The organism is Microbacterium sp., assembly GCF_043427715.1.
Lineage (GTDB): Bacteria > Actinomycetota > Actinomycetes > Actinomycetales > Microbacteriaceae > Microbacterium.
In genome coordinates this window covers 1-19133 of sequence record NZ_JBHWTD010000075.1, presented here as the reverse complement: position 1 = coordinate 19133, position 19133 = coordinate 1, and the positions used below count along the sequence as shown (strand labels likewise).

The window sequence follows — 19133 nt, the reverse complement described above, 5'->3', positions numbered from 1 at the left end:
AATGTGACGGCGATGCCGACCGAGCCGTTGACGAGGAGGTTCGGGAAGCGGGAGGGGAGGACCACCGGCTCCTGCGTGCGGCCGTCGTAGTTGTCCTCGAAGTCGACGGTGTCCTCGTCGATGTCGCGGACCATCTCGAGGGCGAGCTGGGCCATTTTGGTCTCGGTGTACCGGGGGGCTGCGGCACCCATGTTGCCGGGAGAGCCGAAGTTGCCCTGACCGTCGGCGAGCGGGTAGCGCAGCGACCACGGCTGGACGAGACGGACGAGGGCGTCGTAGATGGCGCTGTCGCCGTGCGGGTGGTACTGACCCATGACCTCGCCGACGACGCGGGCGCACTTCGAGTAGCTCTTGTCGGGACGGTACCCGCCGTCGTACATGCCGTACAGGACGCGGCGGTGCACGGGCTTGAGGCCGTCCTCGACGCGCGGGAGCGCGCGACCGACGATGACACTCATCGCGTAGTCGAGGTAGCTCCGCTGCATCTCGACCTGGAGGTCGACCTGGTCGATGTTGCCGTGCTCATACCCCGCGGTGGGGTCGGGGCGCTCTTCGTCAGCCATGTTCTCTCAGTCTTCGTTCTTCGTCGCGTCGCGCGCTGATCGGATGCCGGCGGTCAGATGTCCAGGAATCGGACGTCCTTGGCGTTGCGCTGGATGAACCCGCGACGCGCCTCCACGTCCTCACCCATGAGCACCGAGAAGATCTCGTCGGCGGCGGCCGCGTCGTCGATGGTCACCTGGCGGAGCGTGCGCGTCTCGGGGTTCATCGTGGTCTCCCACAGCTCCTTGGCGTTCATCTCGCCGAGACCCTTGTAGCGCTGCACCCCGTTGTCCTTCGGGATGCGATGGCCTGCCGCCTGGCCCTCCTTGAGCAGTGCGTCGCGCTCTCGGTCGCTGTACACGTACTGGTGCGGCGCGTTCGACCACTTCAGACGGTAAAGCGGGGGCTGGGCGAGGTACACGAAACCGGCTTCGATGAGCCCGCGCATGTAGCGGAAAAGCAGTGTCAGCAGCAGCGTCGTGATGTGCTGACCGTCGACGTCGGCATCGGCCATCAGCACGATCTTGTGGTACCGCGCCTTCTCGACGGAGAAGTCCTCGCCGATGCCGGTGCCGAACGCCTGGATCATCGCCTGGATCTCGGCGTTGCCGAGCGCGCGGTCGAGCCGCGCCTTCTCGACGTTGAGGATCTTGCCGCGCAGCGACAGGATCGCCTGACGCTCGGGATCGCGTCCGGACACCGCGGAGCCACCGGCGGAGTCACCCTCGACGAGGAAGATCTCGCTGATGGACGGGTCCTTGCTCGTGCAGTCCTTGAGCTTCTCGGGCATGGATGCCGATTCGAACACGCTCTTGCGACGCGCCGTCTCGCGGGCCTTCCGGGCGGCGAGACGTGCGGTCGCAGCGTCGATCGCCTTGGTGATGATCCGCTTGGCCTGGCCGGGGTTGCGGTCGAGCCAGTCGATGAGCTGGTCTCCGACGACCTTCTGGACGAACGCCTTCGCCTCGGTGTTTCCGAGCTTGGTCTTCGTCTGGCCCTCGAACTGCGGCTCGGAGAGCTTGACCGAGATGACCGCGGTGAGACCCTCGCGGATGTCCTCGCCGGCGAGGTTGTCGTCCTTCTCCTTGAGAAGACCCTTCTCACGCGCATACCGGTTGATGTGCACCGTCAGCGCCGCTCGGAAGCCCTCTTCGTGGGTTCCACCCTCGTGCGTGTTGATGGTGTTCGCGACGGTGAACACGTTCTCCGTGTAACTCGTCGTCCACTGCATGGCGAGTTCGAGCGAGATGTGCCGGACGGTGTCCTCGGATTCGATCTCGATGATCTCCTCGTTGACGACCTCGGCCTTGCGGACCTTGTTGAGGTACTCGACGTAGTCGACGAGGCCGCGTTCGTAGAGGAAGTCGTCGTGACGCTGCTGCGTCTCCGACCCGCCTTCGGGCAGGTCGACGACGGTCATCGCCTTCTCGCGCTCGTCGGTCAGCGTGATGCGCAGGCCCTTGTTCAGGAACGCCGTCTGCTGGAATCGGGTGCGGAGGGTGTCGTAGTCGAAGTCGATCGTCTCGAAGATGCTGTCGTCCGGCCAGAACGTGACCGTCGTGCCGGTCTCGTCACTCGCCTCGCCCTTCTCAAGAGGTGCGAGAGGAGCCCCGCCCCCTGCGAACGTCTGCCGCCACACGTGGCCCTGACGCTTGATCTCGACCTCGAAACGCGTGGAGAGCGCGTTCACGACCGACGAACCGACGCCGTGCAGGCCACCCGAGACGGCGTAGCCGCCGCCGCCGAACTTGCCGCCGGCGTGGAGGACCGTGAGGACGACCTCGACGGTAGACTTGGTCGGGTCGGAACTGTGCGGGTCGACCGGGATGCCACGACCGTTGTCGACCACGCGGAGCGCGCCGTCTTCGAGGATCGTGATGTGGATCGTGTCGCAGTAGCCCGCGAGGGCCTCATCGACGGCGTTGTCGACGATCTCATAGACGAGGTGGTGGAGGCCGCGTTCACCGGTCGAGCCGATGTACATACCGGGGCGCTTGCGGACGGCTTCAAGCCCTTCGAGCACTTGGATCTCGTCGGCCCCGTACTCTGCGGGGGCTTTGGCGGCGGGTTGCGGCTCGTCGCCCTCGGGAACGGTGTCGGGGGTTTCTGACGTCATCGGTTTCGCGCGCTCCACATCCATCGTTCAGGCTTCGGTCAAGTCTACCTGTTTTCCAGCCCCACACGCCGCTGAACGGCCCTGTGGCGCACGGAAACATCGTCGCGGGGTGCGGGACGTGGTTCAGCCGTAGGTATCGCGAGGGCCCCGGCCTGGAACGGCTCTGGGGCCCCATTTCCAGGAGGGGACGTCCGGTCCCACGAACCGGATCGTCTCGACGCCCGCTTCGGGGAAGCGCCGGATGAGCTCGGTGACCATGGTCGCGCGCATGAGGTGGAGGTTCTTCGCCCAGGCTGTGGAATCGCACTGCACGGTGAGGACGCCGTCACTCAGCGCGACCGGTTCCGCGTGCCGCGCGGTCTCCTCGCCGGCGACCTCCGCCCACTGCAGGACCAGGTCCTCGCGGGCCAACTGCGGGTTCCACCCCGACTGGCGGGTGAGGTCAGTCAACAGGTCGCCGAGTCCCTTCGGATCGCGACCGGGCGCGAACGGCAGATTGTCCTCATCTGTTTCGCGGCGCTTCTTCCGCCGCTTCTTCGCCGCGGACGGCTCGAGACCACGCAGTCGCAGATACGTGGCCATGGTTTCGGGCACATCGGCGTCAGACATCGGCATCCGTCACGATCGTCCCCGCCTCCACACGGACGGTGCGCGCGCGCAGCGGCTCGGGGACATCGGTCTCCACCGCCGCGGTCACGATGACCTGCTCGAAATCGGCGACGACCCCCGCCAGGCGCGCACGCCGGTCGGCGTCCAACTCGGCGAAGACGTCGTCGAGGATCACGATGGGATCGCCCAGCCGCAGCTGATCGCGGAGGACCTGCGCGGAGGCCAGCCGCAGCGACAGTGCGACCGACCAGCTCTCGCCGTGCGACGCGTAGCCCTTCACCGGCAGCCCGCGCAGCCGCAACAACAGGTCGTCGCGGTGGGGACCGACGAGCGTGACGCCCCGCTCCAACTCCTGAGCCCGCTTCGCGTGCAACGCCGCGGTGAAGACGGATGCCGTTGCCTCTGCATCGCCGAAACGCGCTCCGCCCGAGCCCGCGGCGTCCTCTTCGGGATCCGCCCCGGCCAGACTCGACACCCATTCCAGCTGCGGATCGTGGTCGGCTCCGGCGATCGCCTCGTACGCGTCGCGGACCGGCTGGGTGAGATCGTCGGCGAGCCGGATGCGGGCGAGGATGATCTCCGTACCGAGGGCAACGAGCTTCTCATCCCACACGTCCAGCGTCGTGAGCTGCTCTGCGCGAAGGCCGCGAGCCCGTGCGGACTTCAGCAGCGCAGTGCGCTGTTTGAGCACGCGGTCGTAGTCGCCGAGCACGCCGGCGAGGCGCGGCATCCGCTGGATCAGGAGCTGATCGGCGAAACGGCGACGGGCAGAGGGGTCCCCGCGCACGATCTGGAGATCTTCCGGAGCGAACAGCACGACCTGTGCGTAACGGGGCAGCTCCGACGTGCGCACGGGCGACCCGTTGACGCGTGCCTTGTTCGATCCGGAGCGGTTCAGCTGCGCTTCTAGCTGGATGCGCCGCTCACCGTACCCGAGCCGGGCCCGGACGAACGCGGCATCCGCTCCGTACCGGACCATCGGCGCATCCTGCGAGACCCGGTGGGAACCGAGCGTCGCGAAGTAGCCGATCGCCTCAGCCAGGTTGGTCTTGCCCTGCCCGTTCCGGCCCACGAAGACGTTCGGTCCGGGGTACAGCGTCAGGTCGGCGGCCGCGTAATTGCGGAAGTCCACCAGACTCAGCTGCTCCACGATCACCTGATCACCCTCATCCGCGCCTGTGACGCGATCCTCGCGCCGAGACGGGTCAGCGCAGCAGCAGGTTCGGCTGCAGCAGGTACTTGAAGCTCTCCGGGGTCCCCGACGTCTGCGGGGTGATGAGCACGGGGCTGAGCTTGTTCGCGTTCTCGCTCGAGGTGAACGTGATGCGCGTGAACTCGCTCTTGACGGCACCGAGCGCCTCGAGCAGGTACTGCGGGTTCAAGCCGAGCGTGACCTCGTCGCCGGCGAGCGTCGCATCGACCGACTCCGTCGCGCGGGCCTGCTCGGTGCCGGAGGCATCCATCGAGACGCCATCCGCCGAGAACGTGAAACGCAGCGGCGCCGACCGGTCGAGCACGAGCGAGACGCGGCGGACGGCCTCGGCGAGCTCAGCGGTGTTCACGACGGCGTAGTGCTCGGTCTGCGCGGGGAAGAGCCGGCGGACCGGCGGGAAGTTCCCCTTGATCAGGAGCGACGTCACGGTCTTGTTGCCCGAGGTGAACGCGATGATCTCCCGGTCACCCGACCCCGAGAACGAGACCTGGATGTCGCCGGAGTGGGCGAAGGTCTTGCCGACCTCGGTCAGCGTGCGCGCGGGGACGAGGGCCGTGGTCGCGTCCTCGCGAGCGACGGCGCCGTTGTCGAACTGGATCTCGCGGAGAGCGACGCGGTAGCGGTCGGTGGCGACGAGGCTGAGCTCGTTGCCGGTGACCTCGAGCTGCACACCGGTGAGCACGGGGGTCACATCATCACGGGATGCCGCGAAGGCGACCTGCGCGATGGCGGTCGAGAAGTCCTCGCCCGGTACCAAGCCCGACTCACCGGTGACCTCGGGGATCGCGGGGTACTCGGCCACCGGCATGGAGGCGAGGGTGAACCGCGCCGAACCGCACGTGAGGAGGATCTCGCCGTCGGCATCCTGCTGGATCTGGATCGGAGCGTTCGGGAGGCGGCTCGCGATCTCGGAGAGGAGCCGGCCGTGGACGAGGATCGTGCCCGGCTCGTCAACGGTCGCCTCGATCAGCGTGCGGGCGGATGCCTCGTAGTCGAACGCCGACAGCGAAAGACCGGCCTCGGTCGCCTCGATCAGCACTCCCGCGAGGATCGGCTGCGGATTGCGCTGCGGGAGCAACTTCACGACGAAGGACACGGCCTCGCTGAAGACATCGCGGTTGACGTGGAACTTCACAGATGCTCCCTTGACGGCGTGATGGGCCCTCCCATGCTAGTGCCCACGGATCACCGGTCCCGAGCAACCTGGGCGAACACGGTGGAGCGGGTACTGGAGCACATCGCATCGGCCGGCTCGATCTCCTCAGGTGATTGGACGGGGTTTCTCTGAGAAGAGTTCTGTCATGGTGTTAACCGCTGTGGAAACTGTGGATAACTCGGCCGTTCCCTTTCGTGGAACCGGAACCACATCTTTGTAACTTGTGAGTGAGTTGCGGAAACCGCGTGAACAGTGTGATCCGCGTCGACGCCCCGTTCGCCGATTCATCCACAGGTTGTCGCCGATCGTTCACATCTGATGGCTCTCGCCCCACAGTTATCCACAGGCTTTCCACACTGTGGGAAACCGCATGATGAGGGGTCGGCGGCATCGCTGTCAAGCGCGCGCCGCGGACACGACGAGACATCGGCGCCGTGACGGCGAGGGATGACCCAGCCGAGCGAAGCTCTCAGCGAGACGTGCGCCCCAGTTGCGAGGTGATCTCGGAGACCTGGTTGTAGATCGAGCGGCGCTCCTTCATGAGCTCGCTGATCTTCTTGTACGCGTACATCACCGTGGTGTGGTCGCGGTTGCCGAAGAGCTGTCCGATCTTGGGGAGTGACAGGCTCGTCCGCTCGCGGCAGAGGTACATCGCGATCTGACGCGCGGTCGCGACGGACTGCGAACGGCTCGAGCCGTAGAGGTCGTCGACGGTGAGCCGGAAGTACTGCGCCGTGGCCGAGATGATGTCGGTCGGCGAGATGACGTTCGCGTCGTCCTGGTCGACGATGTCGCGGAGCACGGTCTGCGCGAGCGAGATGTCGAGGTTCGAGCGGTTGAGGCTTGCGAACGCCGACACGCGGATGAGCGCACCCTCGAGCTCGCGGATGTTGCTCGACACCTTCGTCGCGATGTACTCCAGAACCTCGTCGGGCACCTGCAGCCGCTCGGACTGCGCCTTCTTGCGGAGGATCGCGATGCGGGTCTCGAGATCGGGGGCCTGGACGTCGGTGATGAGACCCCACTCGAACCGGCTGCGCATGCGGTCCTCAAAGCCGGTGAGGTGTCGCGGCGGGAGGTCACTCGTGATCACGACCTGCTTGTCGTGATCGTGGAGCTGGTTGAACGTGTGGAAGAAGGCTTCCTGCGTCTCGGCGCGACCCTGCAGGAACTGGATGTCGTCGATGAGGAGGATGTCGACATCCCGGTAGCGGGCCTGGAAGGCGGTGGCTCGGTTGTTCACGATCGAGTTGATGAAGTCGTTCGTGAACTCCTCGCTCGACACGTACCGCACCTTGATGCCGGCGTAGAGGTTGATCGCATAATCGCCGATGGCGTGCAGGAGATGGGTCTTCCCCAGCCCCGAGTCGCCGTAGATGAACAGCGGGTTGTACGCCTTGGCCGGCGCCTCTGCCACCGCAACCGCTGCAGCGTGCGCGAAACGGTTGGACTGACCGATGACGAAGTTGTCGAAGGTGTACTTCGGGTTGAGACGGGTGTCGCTGCGGGACGAGGTCGTCACCGGCTCGGCGTACTCCTCGGCTGCAGGCCGCGGCGGGGTGGGCGAGAGAGCGGACTGCACCGGAACGGGCGCGGTGAGGTGGCTGTCGACCAGTTCGGGGTTGACGACGACGCGGAAAGTGGATGCCGCGGGCTCGGCGTCGACCTGGGCGAGGGCCTCCATGATCGGGCCGCGGAGACGCTTGTTGAGCTGCGCTGCGGTGAGGTCGTTGGGAACATCGAGATAGAGCGTTCCGCTCATCACGCCCTGGGCGACCGCCAGATTCAGGAAGCCCTGCATCTGGGGTGTGACGCGTTCGTCGGTGCCGAGCATCTCGAGCACAGCGGTCCAGACGGGGACATCCGGAAGGTGGTGCTCGGACATGACCCTCCAGGGTGTGGATGAAGGTGTGCAATGCACTGTGTACAGCCTGTGGATAACAGACCCGATTACGCTAGTCATCGGCGACGAGCACCGCAAAATCAACTGTAGGACCGCCCCGCGTGTCGTCGCCAGGGTGCTCTGCCCACCGGTGGATAATGACCGGTCGACCACCCCGGTTTGGGATCTCGGACAAGTCGACGTATCCTTAGTCGGTTGACTTATGCCCTCACGGGCAGTCCCCCATGTACCTGTGTCCCCGGTCTAGAGCGTTCGGGTGACCCCGCCGATCCGGAGTGATCTTCATGAGCAAGCGCACGTTCCAGCCCAACAACCGCCGTCGCGCCAAGAAGCACGGCTTCCGCGCCCGCATGCGTACGCGTGCCGGCCGCGCGATCCTTTCGGCTCGCCGCGGCAAGGGCCGCACCGAGCTCTCGGCCTGACACTGACACGGTGCTGACGCGCGGGAATCGCATCACCCGCGGGGCGGACTACCGAGCCGTCGTCCGCGGCGGTGCCCGCTGTGCCGGACAGAGCACCGTCACTCATGTCGTCAGTACGGCAGAACAGCGCCCTCCACGCTTCGGCTTCATCGTGAGCAAGCACGTGGGGGGCGCTGTCGTGCGCAATACCGTGCGCCGTCGGCTCAAAGCGATCTGTGCGGAAGCACTGCCGGGTGTCCGTGACGGCGCCGACGTGGTGATCCGTGCGCTCCCGTCTTCAGCGAACGCGGAGTACTCGGCCCTCCGCGCCGAGGTGCTCCGCTGCCTGCAACGGAGGGCCGCTTCGTGAGCTCAGCCCCACTGCCCTCCTACACCCGGGGTGAGGCGTCGTTCGGTGACGCCGCGTCCGTGGCATCCCTTCCCCTGCTCCCCCGAAATCTCGCCGTCGGAGCACTTCAGGTGTACCGCGCGACGATCTCCCGTATGTATGGGGACGTCTGCAGGTATTACCCATCGTGCTCGGCATACGCTCTGGGAGCCGTCCAGCAGCACGGCGTCCTGAAAGGCTCCGCTCTCATGGCGGCCCGGCTCGCCCGGTGTCACCCCTGGACGGTCGGCGGCATCGACGATGTCACCCCTCACGAGCACTTCCGGCACCAATTGACTCCGCACGGATTTGTCGTGCCCCGCAGAAAGGACTGATCCTTGCTGGATCTTTTCGCCGCGACCCCCATCCCGGCTGTTCCCACCCCGACGACTGCCCCGCCGGGAGACCCTGACTTCTTCAGCACGATCATGTGGCCCTTCAAGTGGGTGGTCGAGGCGATCCTCGTCTTCTGGCACTGGGTCTTCACGTCCATCGGGATGCAGCCGGATACCGGTCTGACCTGGGTTTTGTCGATCGTCGGCCTCGTTGTCGTGGTGCGCTCGGCGCTCATTCCGCTGTTCGTGAAGCAGATCAAGAGCCAGCGAAAGATGCTCGAGATCGCGCCCGAGATGCGCAAGATCCAGGAGCGCTACCGGGGCAAGACCGACCAGCTCTCGCGTGAGGCCATGAGTCGCGAGACCATGGCGATGTACAAGAAGCACGGCACGACGCCGCTGTCGAGCTGTATGCCACTGCTCGTGCAGATGCCGATCCTCCTGGGCATGTTCTACGTCCTCAGTGACGTCAAGAAGCACGCCGAGTGGGGTGTCGGCGGTGTCGGCCTCCTCGACACGACGCTCACCCGCCAGTTCTACGACGCGCAGCTCTTCGACGTGGCGCCGCTGCACGTCAACATGATCGACGCGATCGGTGCCGGCCAGACCGTGACCGTCGCGATCCTCGTCGTGCTCGTGATCCTCATGATCGCGTCGCAGTTCTTCACTCAGCTGCAGATCATCTCGAAGAACCTGTCGCCCGAGGCCAAGACTGGCCAGGCGTACCAGATGCAGAAGATCATGCTGTACGTCCTGCCGCTGGCCTTCATCTTCTCGGGTGTCCTCTTCCCCCTCGGTGTGGTCATGTACTGGTTCGTCTCGAACCTCTGGACCATGGCGCAGCAGTTCATCGTCATCCGCAACATGCCCACGCCGGGCTCGGATGCCGAGAAGGCGCGCGCGGAGCGCCTGGCCAAGCGGGGCAAGGCGCTGGACGCGAAGGGCCGCGTTATCCCGATGGAGAAGTACCAGGCAGAGCAGCAGCGGCTGTTCGAAGAAGCTGAGCGTGCGCGGGCTCTGGCCCCGAAGCGCCAGCAGCCGAAGGGCAAGCAGCGCGCCAAGAAGGACGCGCAGAAGGGCAAGCAGGGCGGCGCACGTCCTGACGCGGAGGGAAAGAACGATGACGCAGTCTGACCAGGCTCTCGAGGGCCGTCCCACGGCGACCGTCGAGCAGCTCGAAGAAGAAGGCGATGTCGCCGCGGACTATCTCGAGGGCATCCTCGACATCGCTGACATCGATGGCGATCTGACGCTCGACGTCCGTGGTGGCCGTGCCTACGTCTCCGTCGAGAACGACGATCCCACGGCGCTGTCGCTGCTGTCGGAGCCGGACACCGTGCAGGCGCTCCAGGAGCTGACGCGCATCGCGGTGCAGACCAAGACCGGTCGATTCTCCCGCCTCATCCTGGATGTCGGTGGATCGCGCGATGCACGGCAGAGTCAGCTGGCGAAGCTGGTGGAGCGCGCCGTGAGCCGGCTCGACGAGGGCGCCTCCCAGGCGTCGTTGCCTCCGATGTCCAGCTACGAGCGGAAGCTCGTGCACGACATCGTTGCCGAGCACGGTCTGATCTCCGAGTCATACGGTGAGGGCGCGGACCGGCACACCGTCATCCGTCGTGGCTGACGTTTCACGTGAAACATCCGGTGTGGAACCGGAGCCGGATGCAGCGGCATCCGTCTTCGGTGACCGCATCGAGCTCGCGCGGCAATTCACCGCCGCCCTTGCGGACCAGGGTGAGGAACGCGGTCTCATCGGTCCCCTCGAGCTCCCGAGGCTCTGGAATCGCCACATCCTGAACAGTGCGATCGCCGGCGGTCTGTTCGCGGCCGGCAGCCGTGTCGGTGACATCGGGTCCGGAGCCGGCCTACCGGGACTCGTGCTGGCGGTCGCCCGCCCCGATGTCCGGTGGGTCCTGATCGAGCCGATGGAGCGCCGCGTCACCTGGCTCAACGAGCAGGTAGCCGCGCTGGATCTCGACAACGTCGAGGTGGTCAGGGCTCGCGGTGAAGACTGGGCCGAGGGTCCAGTGCTCGACGCCGTGACAGCGCGCGCTGTGAGCGCGTTCCGCACCCTGATCCCCTTGACCGCACCGCTTGTGCGTGATGGCGGCGAGCTGATCCTCCTTAAGGGCGCGAACGCCGAGAACGAAATCGGCGCTGCACAGAAGCAGATCGCACGGTTCCGGCTGTCCGACGTCCGTGTGGAAGACGTCGGCGTCGGGGTCATCGCCGAGCCGACGCGCGTTCTGCGAGCCCGCGTTCGCTGAGACGACACCGTTTCACGTGAAACGCTGCTCTCGGAGATCGTGGCGTGGCGTGGCGTGGCGAGGTGTGGCGTGGCGTGGCGTGGCTTCGAGTTCGCGCGGTTTGCCTTTGGAGCAGTTCGCGGTCGAGACGAGTGGCTCACGCTGATGGTGCATGTTTCACGTGAAACAGCTCGTCAACCAGGGCAGCTCGGTTGTCCGCCAGATTCAATTCAGGCCACGCCTCCGCTGCGAACGATGTTTCACGTGAAACGCATCTTCGACCACGCCTCATCGGCGGCACTTCTTCGTTGAGCCGGTTCAGGCCGCGCCTCCTGTGTCAGCAGAGGTTTCACGTGAAACGGATCGTCAACCACCCCGAATCGAATCCATTCTCTCTCTCGGCTAACGCGGCCGGCCGTCTGCATCGGCTGATGTTTCACGTGAAACGCGTGAGGGCGGCAACGTCGATCGCCTCGACTACAGTGGAGGGAGTCCTCGACACGACAGGAGCTTCAGGTGCCGGAATCGGAGAACGCGACCTCTCCCGCACCCTTCTCGATCGACGACAGCCCCATCGCCAGAGAACTCGCCAATCTCACGTCAAGGCGGAAGGCTCTTGCCGAAGTGCAGCTGGAGTTCGACGGGAAGACCCGTGTCATCACGATCTCCAACCAGAAGGGTGGCGTGGGGAAGACCACGACCACCGTGAATCTCGCGGCGGGGTTGGCATCCGTCGGAGCCCGGGTGCTGGTCATCGACCTGGACCCGCAGGGCAACGCTTCGACCGCCCTCGGAGTGCCCCACAGCGCTGATGTGCCCAGCATCTACGACGTCCTCATCGAAGAGGAGCCGCTCGCGGATGTGATCCAGGTGAGCCCGGAGTCGCCGAACCTGCTGTGTGCACCCAGCACCATCCACCTCGCCGGCGCGGAGATCGAACTCGTCTCGCGAGTGGCACGCGAGCACCGCCTGCGGACCGCGCTCGAGGGGTACCTCGCCGAGAACCACGTCGATTTCGTCTTCATCGACTGCCCCCCGTCGCTGGGGCTCCTGACCATCAACGCATTCGCCGCGGCGGAAGAGGTGCTCATCCCGATCCAGTGCGAGTACTACGCACTCGAAGGGCTCAGCCAGCTGTTGGGCAGCGTGTCGATGATCCAGAAGCATTTGAACACGCGACTTCATCTCTCCACCATTCTTCTGACGATGTATGACGGCCGAACACGTCTCGCTCAGCAGGTCGCCGATGAGGTGCGCACGCACTTCCCGAAGCAGGTGCTCACCACTGTCATCCCGCGATCGGTGCGGGTGTCTGAAGCGCCGAGCTTCGGACAGACCGTGATCGCCTATGACGGACAATCGGCCGGGGCTGTCGCGTATCGAGAAGCCGCCGTGGAGATCGTCACCCGCGGACAACAACACACAGCGAACGAAGGGGCCCTCTGATGGCCAAGCGCACTGGACTCGGCCGAGGTATCGGCGCCCTTATCCCCACCGCGGACAGCTCTGAATCACGTCCTGTGGATGTCTTCTTCCCTGGTGCGCCGGCGAAAACGGCCGACGCGGATTCTGCTGACACTCCCGCGGCTTCCGTCTCACCCGATTCGGTTGACGCTGAGCTCGTCTCGATTCCCGGGACCCGGCTCATCGAGGTCAACCCGCACGACATCGTTCCGAATCCACGCCAGCCGCGCACCAACTTCGATGCCGACGACCTCGCAGAGCTCGTGCACAGCGTGGGTGAGTTCGGCGTGCTGCAGCCTGTCGTCGTCCGCCGCAACGAGACCGGAGAGTACGAGCTGATCATGGGTGAGCGGCGGACCCGCGCAGCCCGTGAAGCCGGGCTCACGGCTATCCCTGCCATCCTCCGTGAGACCGAGGACGAGCACCTGCTACGCGACGCGCTGTTGGAGAACCTGCATCGCTCTCAGCTCAACCCGCTCGAAGAGGCGTCGGCCTACCAGCAGCTCCTCGACGACTTCGGGATCACGCAGGAGGAGTTGGCGACCCGCATCGGTCGGTCACGTCCGCAGATCAGCAACACGATTCGTCTGCTGAAGCTCCCAATGCCGGTGCAGCAGCGCGTGGCAGCCGGGGTCCTGAGCGCAGGTCACGCTCGTGCGATTCTGTCCCTCGACGACGCTGACGCGATGCAGCGCTTGGCGGACAAGATCGTCAACGAGGATCTGTCGGTGCGGGCCGCGGAGGCGGCCGCGAAGACGATCAGCAAGCGGGTGCTCCCGCTGCCGAAGGCAGGCGGGCGCCGTGCTCACCTCGATGAGGTCGCCGACCGCCTAGGGGACCGGCTGAACACCAAGGTCAAGATCAACCTCTCTGCACGAAAAGGGCAGATCATCGTGGATTTCGCGACGATCCAGGACCTCAACCGGATCCTCGCGGAGATCGGTGAGACAGAGTACGGATCACACTGATCCACAGGAGCGTGTGAACTCGCGCTCACTCATCTGAACCGCGCGTACCCTTGTTGAGTGACCGATTCGTCCCCCACTCCTCGCCGCGCCAGTCTCGAACTGCTGCGCGCCGAGGCGTCCGACGAACTCTCGGTCCTCGTTGAGGAACGACTGCGCGATGGTGAGGATCCGTGGGACTTCATGGAGGATCTTCCGACGGTCGATGAGCTGGTCGTCTTGACCCTCCGCGCCGAGAACATCGCCGCCGATGGTGGCAAGAAGCCGACCGAGGCCCGTAACTACCGGGTCTTACGGCAGATCGCTCTGGACTTCCCCGATCTGAGCGTCGCCGTCTGGCGTCTGCTGGGGAGCGAACCCCATCGCGTCTGGGATCTGTCGGCCCGCGCGTCCTGACGAGCCCCGAATCCCACATTTTGCGCCCGATCACGTCGATCGGAGCGTTTTCTCAGACCGTCTGAGAGCAGCGAACGACGTGTTCGTGGCGGCCATAAGTTGCCGTTTGATGCGGAGGATCGTTCCTGACGAACGAGAATGACCCGATTCGAGGGCGGAATCCGGTCTATCAGGCCGTGCGAAGGTCGTCGGATCACCAGCCCACCGATGTTCCACGTGAAACATCATCCGAAACACGAAAGGCCCGGCGATCTGTGATCGCCAGGCCCTTCATGAGGAAGTTCGGATCAGCCGATGTACGGCGCGAGATCCTGCTCGAGAGCGAACTTCGGCTTCGCACCGATGATCGTCTTCTCAACCTGGCCCTTGTTGAAGACCTTCATCGCCGGGATCGACGTGATCTGGTACTCCATCGCAAGCTGGGGGTTCTCGTCGACGTTGAGCTTGAGGACCGTGATCTTGTCGGCGTGCTCGGTCTGGATCTCATCGAGGATCGGTCCGACCTGACGGCAGGGACCACACCACGCGGCCCAGAAGTCCACCAGGACGGGGCCTTCGGCGTTGATGACGTCCTGCTGCCAGGTGCTTTCACTCGTGGCCTTGGCGGTCATATGTCTGTCTCCTTTGGAATCGACACCGTGGTGTCCGTGGGGGAAAACGCGGCGGATGCCGGAATTGTTCCGCCGTCAGGCGGCGTCCGCGTCCGCGTCAGGGAGGTCGTCGATGATCGCGGCGTCGACAGCCGGCGCGCCGGCGTCACCTCGGGCCGCGAGGTAGTGCTCGAGGTCGAGAGCGGCAACGGTGCCGCTGCCGGCGGCCGTGACCGCCTGACGGTAGGTCGGGTCGATCACATCACCGGCCGCGAAGACACCGGGGACCGAGGTCCTCGAGGTGCGGCCGTCGACCCACACCGTGCCGTGTTCGGTGAGTTCGAGGACGTTGTGGACGAGGTGCGTGCGGGGGTCGTATCCGATGGCGACGAAGACGCCTTCGAGCTGCAGTTCACGCTCGCTTCCGTCGACGGTGTCGCGCAGTCGGACGCCGGTCACGGCGTCTTCGCCGAGGATGTCGATGACTTCGCTGTTCCAGACGAACTCGATCTTCTCGTTGGCGAGTGCCCGGTCCTGCATGATCTTCGAGGCGCGGAGCTCATCACGACGGTGGATGACGTACACCTTCGACGCGAACTTGGTGAGGAAGGTCGCCTCCTCCATGGCCGAGTCACCGCCGCCGACGACGGCGATGGTGCGCTCACGGAAGAAGAACCCGTCGCAGGTCGCGCAGTAGGAGACGCCTCGTCCGGACAGGCGGGATTCGCCCTCGATGCCGATTTTGCGGGGCGCGGAGCCGGTCGCGTAGACGACGGCCTCAGCCTCGTGGGTGACACCACTGCCCAGGGTGACGGTCTTGATGTCGCCCGAGAAGTCGACCGCTGTGACGTCGTCGTAGACGACCTCGGTGCCGAACTTCTCGGCCTGCTCCTGCATCTTCGCCATCAGGTCGGGGCCCATAATGCCCTCGGGGAAGCCGGGGAAGTTCTCGACCTCGGTCGTGTTCATCAGCTCGCCGCCGACCTCGACGGAGCTCGCGATCAGCAGGGGGGAGAGGTTCGCACGCGCCGCGTAGATCGCCGCGGTGAAACCCGCGGGGCCCGAGCCGATGATGATGACCTTGCGCACGTGGAATTCCCTTCTTCGCTGAGACGTGAGAGCCGCCTCGGCACGTTCAACCCATGCTAGTCGCGGGGCATTCCCGCGGCTCGGCGATGGCACACCTCTTCTTGAGGACTCAGGTTGGTGTCAGCGGCCGGGGAGGAATCGGCGAAGCGTCGCGCCCGCTGCGCGCAACTCAGGAGCTCGGAAGAGGGCGAGGAAGGCGACGTAGACCAGGAGGCTGACTCCGCCGATGAACGCGGCGGCGAAGAAGGCGACGAACCGGTCGGCCAGCATCCACCCGCCTGTGCCGCCGAAGACCACGAACACGCCGATGCCGGCCGCGGCCGCGGGAATGCCGGCGGCGACGAACCGGAGGATGCTGCGGGCGGCGCCACCCAGACCGAGCGGACCGATCTTGCGTCGGAGGAGAGTGAGCGCGAGACCGAACTGCACCACATTGGCGACCGACTGACCGAGAGCGACCGCGACCGCGAGCCACATCAGCGGAAGGACGCCGAGGTCGTTCAGGAGGCCGGCAGCGAGTGCGCTGAGGGTGACGAGGACCGCCTGCACGAGCGTGTAGAAGAACGGGGTGCGCGTGTCGCCGAGGGCGTAGAACGTGCGTTGGATGCCGAACTGGAACGACAGCGGGAGGAGCGCGATCAGGTACGCGGCCAGGACCAACCCGAACTGTATGGCTTCTTCGGTATCGCCCGTGAAGATCCGAGAGAGCGGGATGATCGCCGCGAGCATCGCGGCGAGGATACCGACCATGAACAGACCCACGGTGCGGGTGAGTGAGCCGAGGTCGGCGGTCACGGCATCCGTTCGCCCGGCGGCGACGTGCTCGCTGAGCTTCGTGTAATACGGGGTGCCGAGCGAGATCACGATCACCGAGAACGGCAGCATGAACAGCAGCCAGGCGTACTGCAGGGTGGCGTTGGCGGCGGCGGGGCCCGATGCCGCACTGACGATGTTCGCTTGGACAGCGCCGGCGATCTGGCCGGCGACCACCATGAGGAACGTCCAGCCCGCCAGCCTGCCCACATCGCGCAGTCCGATACCGCGCCACCGGAAGTCCGGGCGGACATGGAGGCCGGCGCGCCGCCAGAACAGGAACAGGATGCCGGCCTGCACGACGATCCCGAGTGTCGCCGTGCCACCCATGAGGGCGATCATCACGGGCGTCCACCCCGTGGCATCCTCGTACGTCCCGAAGAGCACGATGAAGACGCCGAACCCGAGGATGGACACCACGTTGTTCACGATCGGCGACCAGGCGTACGGACCGAAGATGCGGCGCGCGTTCAGGATCTCGCCGACGAGGGCGTACAGCCCGTAGAACAGCAGCTGCGGCAGGCACCAGTAAGCGAGTGCGAGGGTCAGCGCCTTCGCCTGCGGGTTGTCGAACTGCCCGACGTAGATCTCCACCAGGACGGGAGCTGCGATCATCGCGATCGCCGTCGCCGCGGCGAGGACGACGACACCGAGGGTCAGCAGCTTCGACACGTATGCGCTGCCGCGGTCCTCGTGGTTCTTCACCGCCCTCACGATCTGCGGAACGATGACACCCGCGAGCAGGCCCGAGGAGATCAGGGTGAACATCGTGTTGGGCATCTGGTTCGCCGCGCCGAAGGCATCCGCTGCCTCGGCGCCGACGAGTCCGACCGCCGCCGTGAGGACGATGTTGCGGAGGAGGCCGGTGATCCGCGAGGCGAGGGTCCCGGCGGCGACGTTCGCGCTCGCCTTACCGAGACCGGCCATCGGACCTCACCTCGCCCCGGCGGTGACGACGGACGGTGCGGACGATGCCGAGCACGAGCAGCGCGGTGACCAGAACGCTCAGGGCGACCATCGTCGGCGTCTCCCACTCCGCTTCGACCGAGACGGCGTACGTCTGACCGTCACCGAGGTTGCGGCCGTTCGGGGTGCGCAGCTGCAGGTCGATCGAGGACACGCCGCTGCCGATGAGGGCTTCGACGGGGACTTCCACGCGCGAGGTCTGCTCCGCGCCGATGACGACAGTCGTGGACTCCTGCACGACCAGGCGCGCGTCGTTCGGCACCACCGTCAGGGTCACCGTCGCCGGCCACGGCAGGTCGTTGCGCACCGTGAAGGGGAGCGTCGCGTTGGAGCCGTACAGGGAGATGTCCTGTCCCGGGACGAGAGCGACGCCGTCGGACCAGGCGTCGACACGCCGCTGGTGGGCGGTCGCGGCATCCGTCCATTCCTCGGGAGAGCTCAGCCAGGCGTTTCCGAGCAGCTGCAGCTGCGTGGCGCGTTCGTTCGAGAGCAGCAGGGCGGGGTCGTCGAGGACGGTGGCGATGTGCTCGAGATCGGCCGCGGCGTCGAGGTATCCGGTCAGTGCGGCCACACGCTCGGGGTCGGCGGGGACGCTTTCCAGGGACACCGGGGTCGGATCCGTCGCGAGGAGCGCGTCGAGATCCACGGCGAAGCGCGAGGGAAGCCCTGCGACAGCGAGGATCGCGTCTCTGAGAGCCTCGGCGGAGCGACCATCGACGCGGTCGACCGTCACGAGCAGCGCGCCGGAGTGTGCCGAGAGCATCGCGTGCGCCGTGAGCGCGGCCAGCTGCGCCGACCGGTCGACGGGCGCGGACGTCTCGCTCGCCTCCTGCAGGGCGGCGGACATCTCGGCGTCGTAGACGAGGAGTGAAGCGTCGTCCGCCGTCGCGCGCGCGACGGCGGATTCGGTGGTGACGACCGAGTCGGGCACGACGACGGTCGCGGCGCCACCGAGGGTGGCGGCAACCTCGGCGCCCGCGGTGCCCGTCGCCGGCCAGTACAGGTCGTCATGGGTCGCGCCGATGTCGAGCAGCTCATCCACCGTCGGCAGGGTGACTGACGGCGCGGGGGTGGGGCTCTGTTCACCGGATGCCGCGACGGTGAAATCCGCCGGGTCGAGGTACGGCGCGAACGAGGTCATCTGCAGGGGCGTGGTGACGCCGGCACCGACCTGGGTGGCGAGGTCCGCATCGCCGAACTGCAGCGCGAAGCGGTCGTTGGGGAGCGCGAGAAGGCGATCGAGCCAATCCACGGCATCGTCCGGGGCGGAGGATCCGAGCGCGCGGATGGAGGCGGCGATGGCGGGGTCGACCGCGAGGATCGCGGAGGTGCCGCTCACCGCGTCGAGCTGCGCGCTGAGGGACCCATCGGGTCCGGTCAAGTCGGACAGCGTGCCCGCACCGATGAGCCCTGTGGTGAGGGCGCCGGCGGTGATCGGGACGATGACTCCGACGCCGGCGGTGCCGGCGGCTTGCGGAGACACCAGGACGGACTCCGCGACGTGCTCCTGCTCGCCGGACCGGTAGGTCGCCCGGATCGGATAGACCCCTGCGGCCAGGTCGTCGGTTCCCGTGTCGGTGTCCTCGATGGCGAGGGTGAGGGCGGTCTCGGCCTGTGAGGCGACGGGATCGATGTCGGATGCCGCGATCTCGACGAACGATCCTGGCGCGACGCCCGTGTCGAGCCACGTGTCGAGCGCGGCTTCCGTGCTCAGCCGGCGGACGCCTCGTTCGAGGGTCACCTCGCCCGCCTCGAGATCCTCGTCGCCGGCGTTGGCGGCGTTCAGGGTGATCACGACCTGCTCGCCCGGGGTCACGATGCCCTGGTTGCCGGGTGCCATCGTGAGCGCGACCTCGCCGGTGTCGTCGGTGGTCGTCGCGGCGCCGGCGGGCAGCGGTGCGAGCAGCCCGAGGGTCGCGGCGACGGCCGCCGCGGAGACT

19 protein-coding genes are annotated in these 19133 nt (G+C 66.3%); 9 read left to right on the top strand and 10 right to left on the bottom strand.

Annotated elements, in window-relative coordinates:
* From ACHFGS_RS08180 to dnaA, 6 genes are all read right to left on the bottom strand, one after another.
* Nucleotides 1-563 (bottom strand): DNA gyrase subunit A (locus ACHFGS_RS08180; RefSeq protein ID WP_394289346.1); only part of this gene is annotated, 563 nt, incomplete at its 3' end.
* Between the two features lie 53 nt (nt 564-616).
* Nucleotides 617-2659: a DNA topoisomerase (ATP-hydrolyzing) subunit B gene (gene gyrB, locus ACHFGS_RS08175; protein ID WP_394289345.1), complete on the bottom strand. Its 2043-nt coding sequence runs from the start codon at nt 2657-2659 to the stop codon at nt 617-619.
* A 123-nt stretch (nt 2660-2782) separates the two neighbouring features.
* Complete coding sequence (locus ACHFGS_RS08170) at nt 2783-3268, bottom strand: DUF721 domain-containing protein (RefSeq protein ID WP_394280198.1); 486 nt, start codon at nt 3266-3268, stop codon at nt 2783-2785.
* Nucleotides 3261-4424, bottom strand: a complete 1164-nt coding sequence (gene recF, locus ACHFGS_RS08165; protein WP_394280199.1) for a DNA replication/repair protein RecF — start codon at nt 4422-4424, stop codon at nt 3261-3263. Before recF ends, ACHFGS_RS08170 begins: the two co-directional genes overlap by 8 nt.
* Before the next feature lie 49 nt (nt 4425-4473).
* Nucleotides 4474-5616, bottom strand: a complete 1143-nt coding sequence (gene dnaN, locus ACHFGS_RS08160; RefSeq protein ID WP_394280200.1) for a DNA polymerase III subunit beta — start codon at nt 5614-5616, stop codon at nt 4474-4476.
* A 490-nt stretch (nt 5617-6106) separates the two neighbouring features.
* Entirely contained in the window at nt 6107-7522 is a 1416-nt protein-coding gene (gene dnaA, locus ACHFGS_RS08155; RefSeq protein ID WP_394280201.1) for a chromosomal replication initiator protein DnaA, read from the bottom strand.
* Between the two features lie 302 nt (nt 7523-7824).
* Here dnaA and rpmH point away from each other — a divergent pair, with 302 nt between their 5' ends.
* The 9 genes from rpmH to ACHFGS_RS08110 all read left to right on the top strand — a co-directional run bounded on the left by rpmH (nt 7825) and on the right by ACHFGS_RS08110 (nt 13735).
* Entirely contained in the window at nt 7825-7962 is a 138-nt protein-coding gene (gene rpmH / locus ACHFGS_RS08150; RefSeq protein WP_036304730.1) for a 50S ribosomal protein L34, read from the top strand.
* Nucleotides 7901-8311 (top strand): ribonuclease P protein component, encoded by a 411-nt coding sequence (rnpA, locus tag ACHFGS_RS08145; RefSeq protein WP_394289344.1) that lies wholly within the window; start codon nt 7901-7903, stop codon nt 8309-8311. Before rpmH ends, rnpA begins: the two co-directional genes overlap by 62 nt.
* On the top strand, nt 8308-8664 hold the full coding sequence (yidD, locus tag ACHFGS_RS08140; RefSeq protein ID WP_394289343.1) for a membrane protein insertion efficiency factor YidD: 357 nt from the start codon (nt 8308-8310) through the stop codon (nt 8662-8664). The genes rnpA and yidD overlap by 4 nt, the downstream gene beginning before the upstream one ends.
* A 6-nt stretch (nt 8665-8670) precedes the next feature.
* The gene (gene yidC / locus ACHFGS_RS08135; protein WP_394280206.1) at nt 8671-9798 is read left to right on the top strand and encodes a membrane protein insertase YidC; all 1128 of its coding nucleotides are present in this window, start codon (nt 8671-8673) and stop codon (nt 9796-9798) included.
* A complete protein-coding gene (locus tag ACHFGS_RS08130) occupies nt 9785-10288 on the top strand; it encodes a protein jag (protein ID WP_394280203.1) in 504 nt (167 codons plus the stop codon). Before yidC ends, ACHFGS_RS08130 begins: the two co-directional genes overlap by 14 nt.
* Nucleotides 10281-10931, top strand: coding sequence for a 16S rRNA (guanine(527)-N(7))-methyltransferase RsmG (rsmG, locus tag ACHFGS_RS08125; RefSeq protein ID WP_394280204.1), 651 nt, complete (start codon nt 10281-10283; stop codon nt 10929-10931). Before ACHFGS_RS08130 ends, rsmG begins: the two co-directional genes overlap by 8 nt.
* Nucleotides 10932-11426: 495 nt before the next feature.
* Entirely contained in the window at nt 11427-12356 is a 930-nt protein-coding gene (locus ACHFGS_RS08120) for a ParA family protein (RefSeq protein ID WP_394279250.1), read from the top strand.
* Nucleotides 12356-13342 carry a ParB/RepB/Spo0J family partition protein gene (locus ACHFGS_RS08115; RefSeq protein ID WP_394279251.1) on the top strand — a complete coding sequence of 329 codons (987 nt, stop codon included), beginning with the start codon at nt 12356-12358 and terminating at the stop codon, nt 13340-13342. Before ACHFGS_RS08120 ends, ACHFGS_RS08115 begins: the two co-directional genes overlap by 1 nt.
* A 57-nt stretch (nt 13343-13399) precedes the next feature.
* Nucleotides 13400-13735, top strand: a complete 336-nt coding sequence (locus tag ACHFGS_RS08110; protein ID WP_394279252.1) for a tryptophan synthase subunit alpha — start codon at nt 13400-13402, stop codon at nt 13733-13735.
* A 287-nt stretch (nt 13736-14022) separates the two neighbouring features.
* Here the strand turns inward: ACHFGS_RS08110 and trxA are convergent, their stop codons facing one another.
* The 4 genes from trxA to ACHFGS_RS08090 form a co-directional block, all read right to left on the bottom strand.
* Nucleotides 14023-14346, bottom strand: a complete 324-nt coding sequence (gene trxA, locus ACHFGS_RS08105) for a thioredoxin (protein ID WP_394279253.1) — start codon at nt 14344-14346, stop codon at nt 14023-14025.
* 75 nt (nt 14347-14421) lie between these two features.
* On the bottom strand, nt 14422-15414 hold the full coding sequence (gene trxB, locus ACHFGS_RS08100; protein ID WP_394279254.1) for a thioredoxin-disulfide reductase: 993 nt from the start codon (nt 15412-15414) through the stop codon (nt 14422-14424).
* 120 nt (nt 15415-15534) lie between these two features.
* On the bottom strand, nt 15535-17154 hold the full coding sequence (gene murJ / locus ACHFGS_RS08095) for a murein biosynthesis integral membrane protein MurJ (protein WP_394279255.1): 1620 nt from the start codon (nt 17152-17154) through the stop codon (nt 15535-15537).
* Nucleotides 17138-19133 (bottom strand): DUF6049 family protein (locus ACHFGS_RS08090; protein WP_394289342.1); only part of this gene is annotated, 1996 nt, incomplete at its 5' end. The genes murJ and ACHFGS_RS08090, both read right to left, overlap by 17 nt.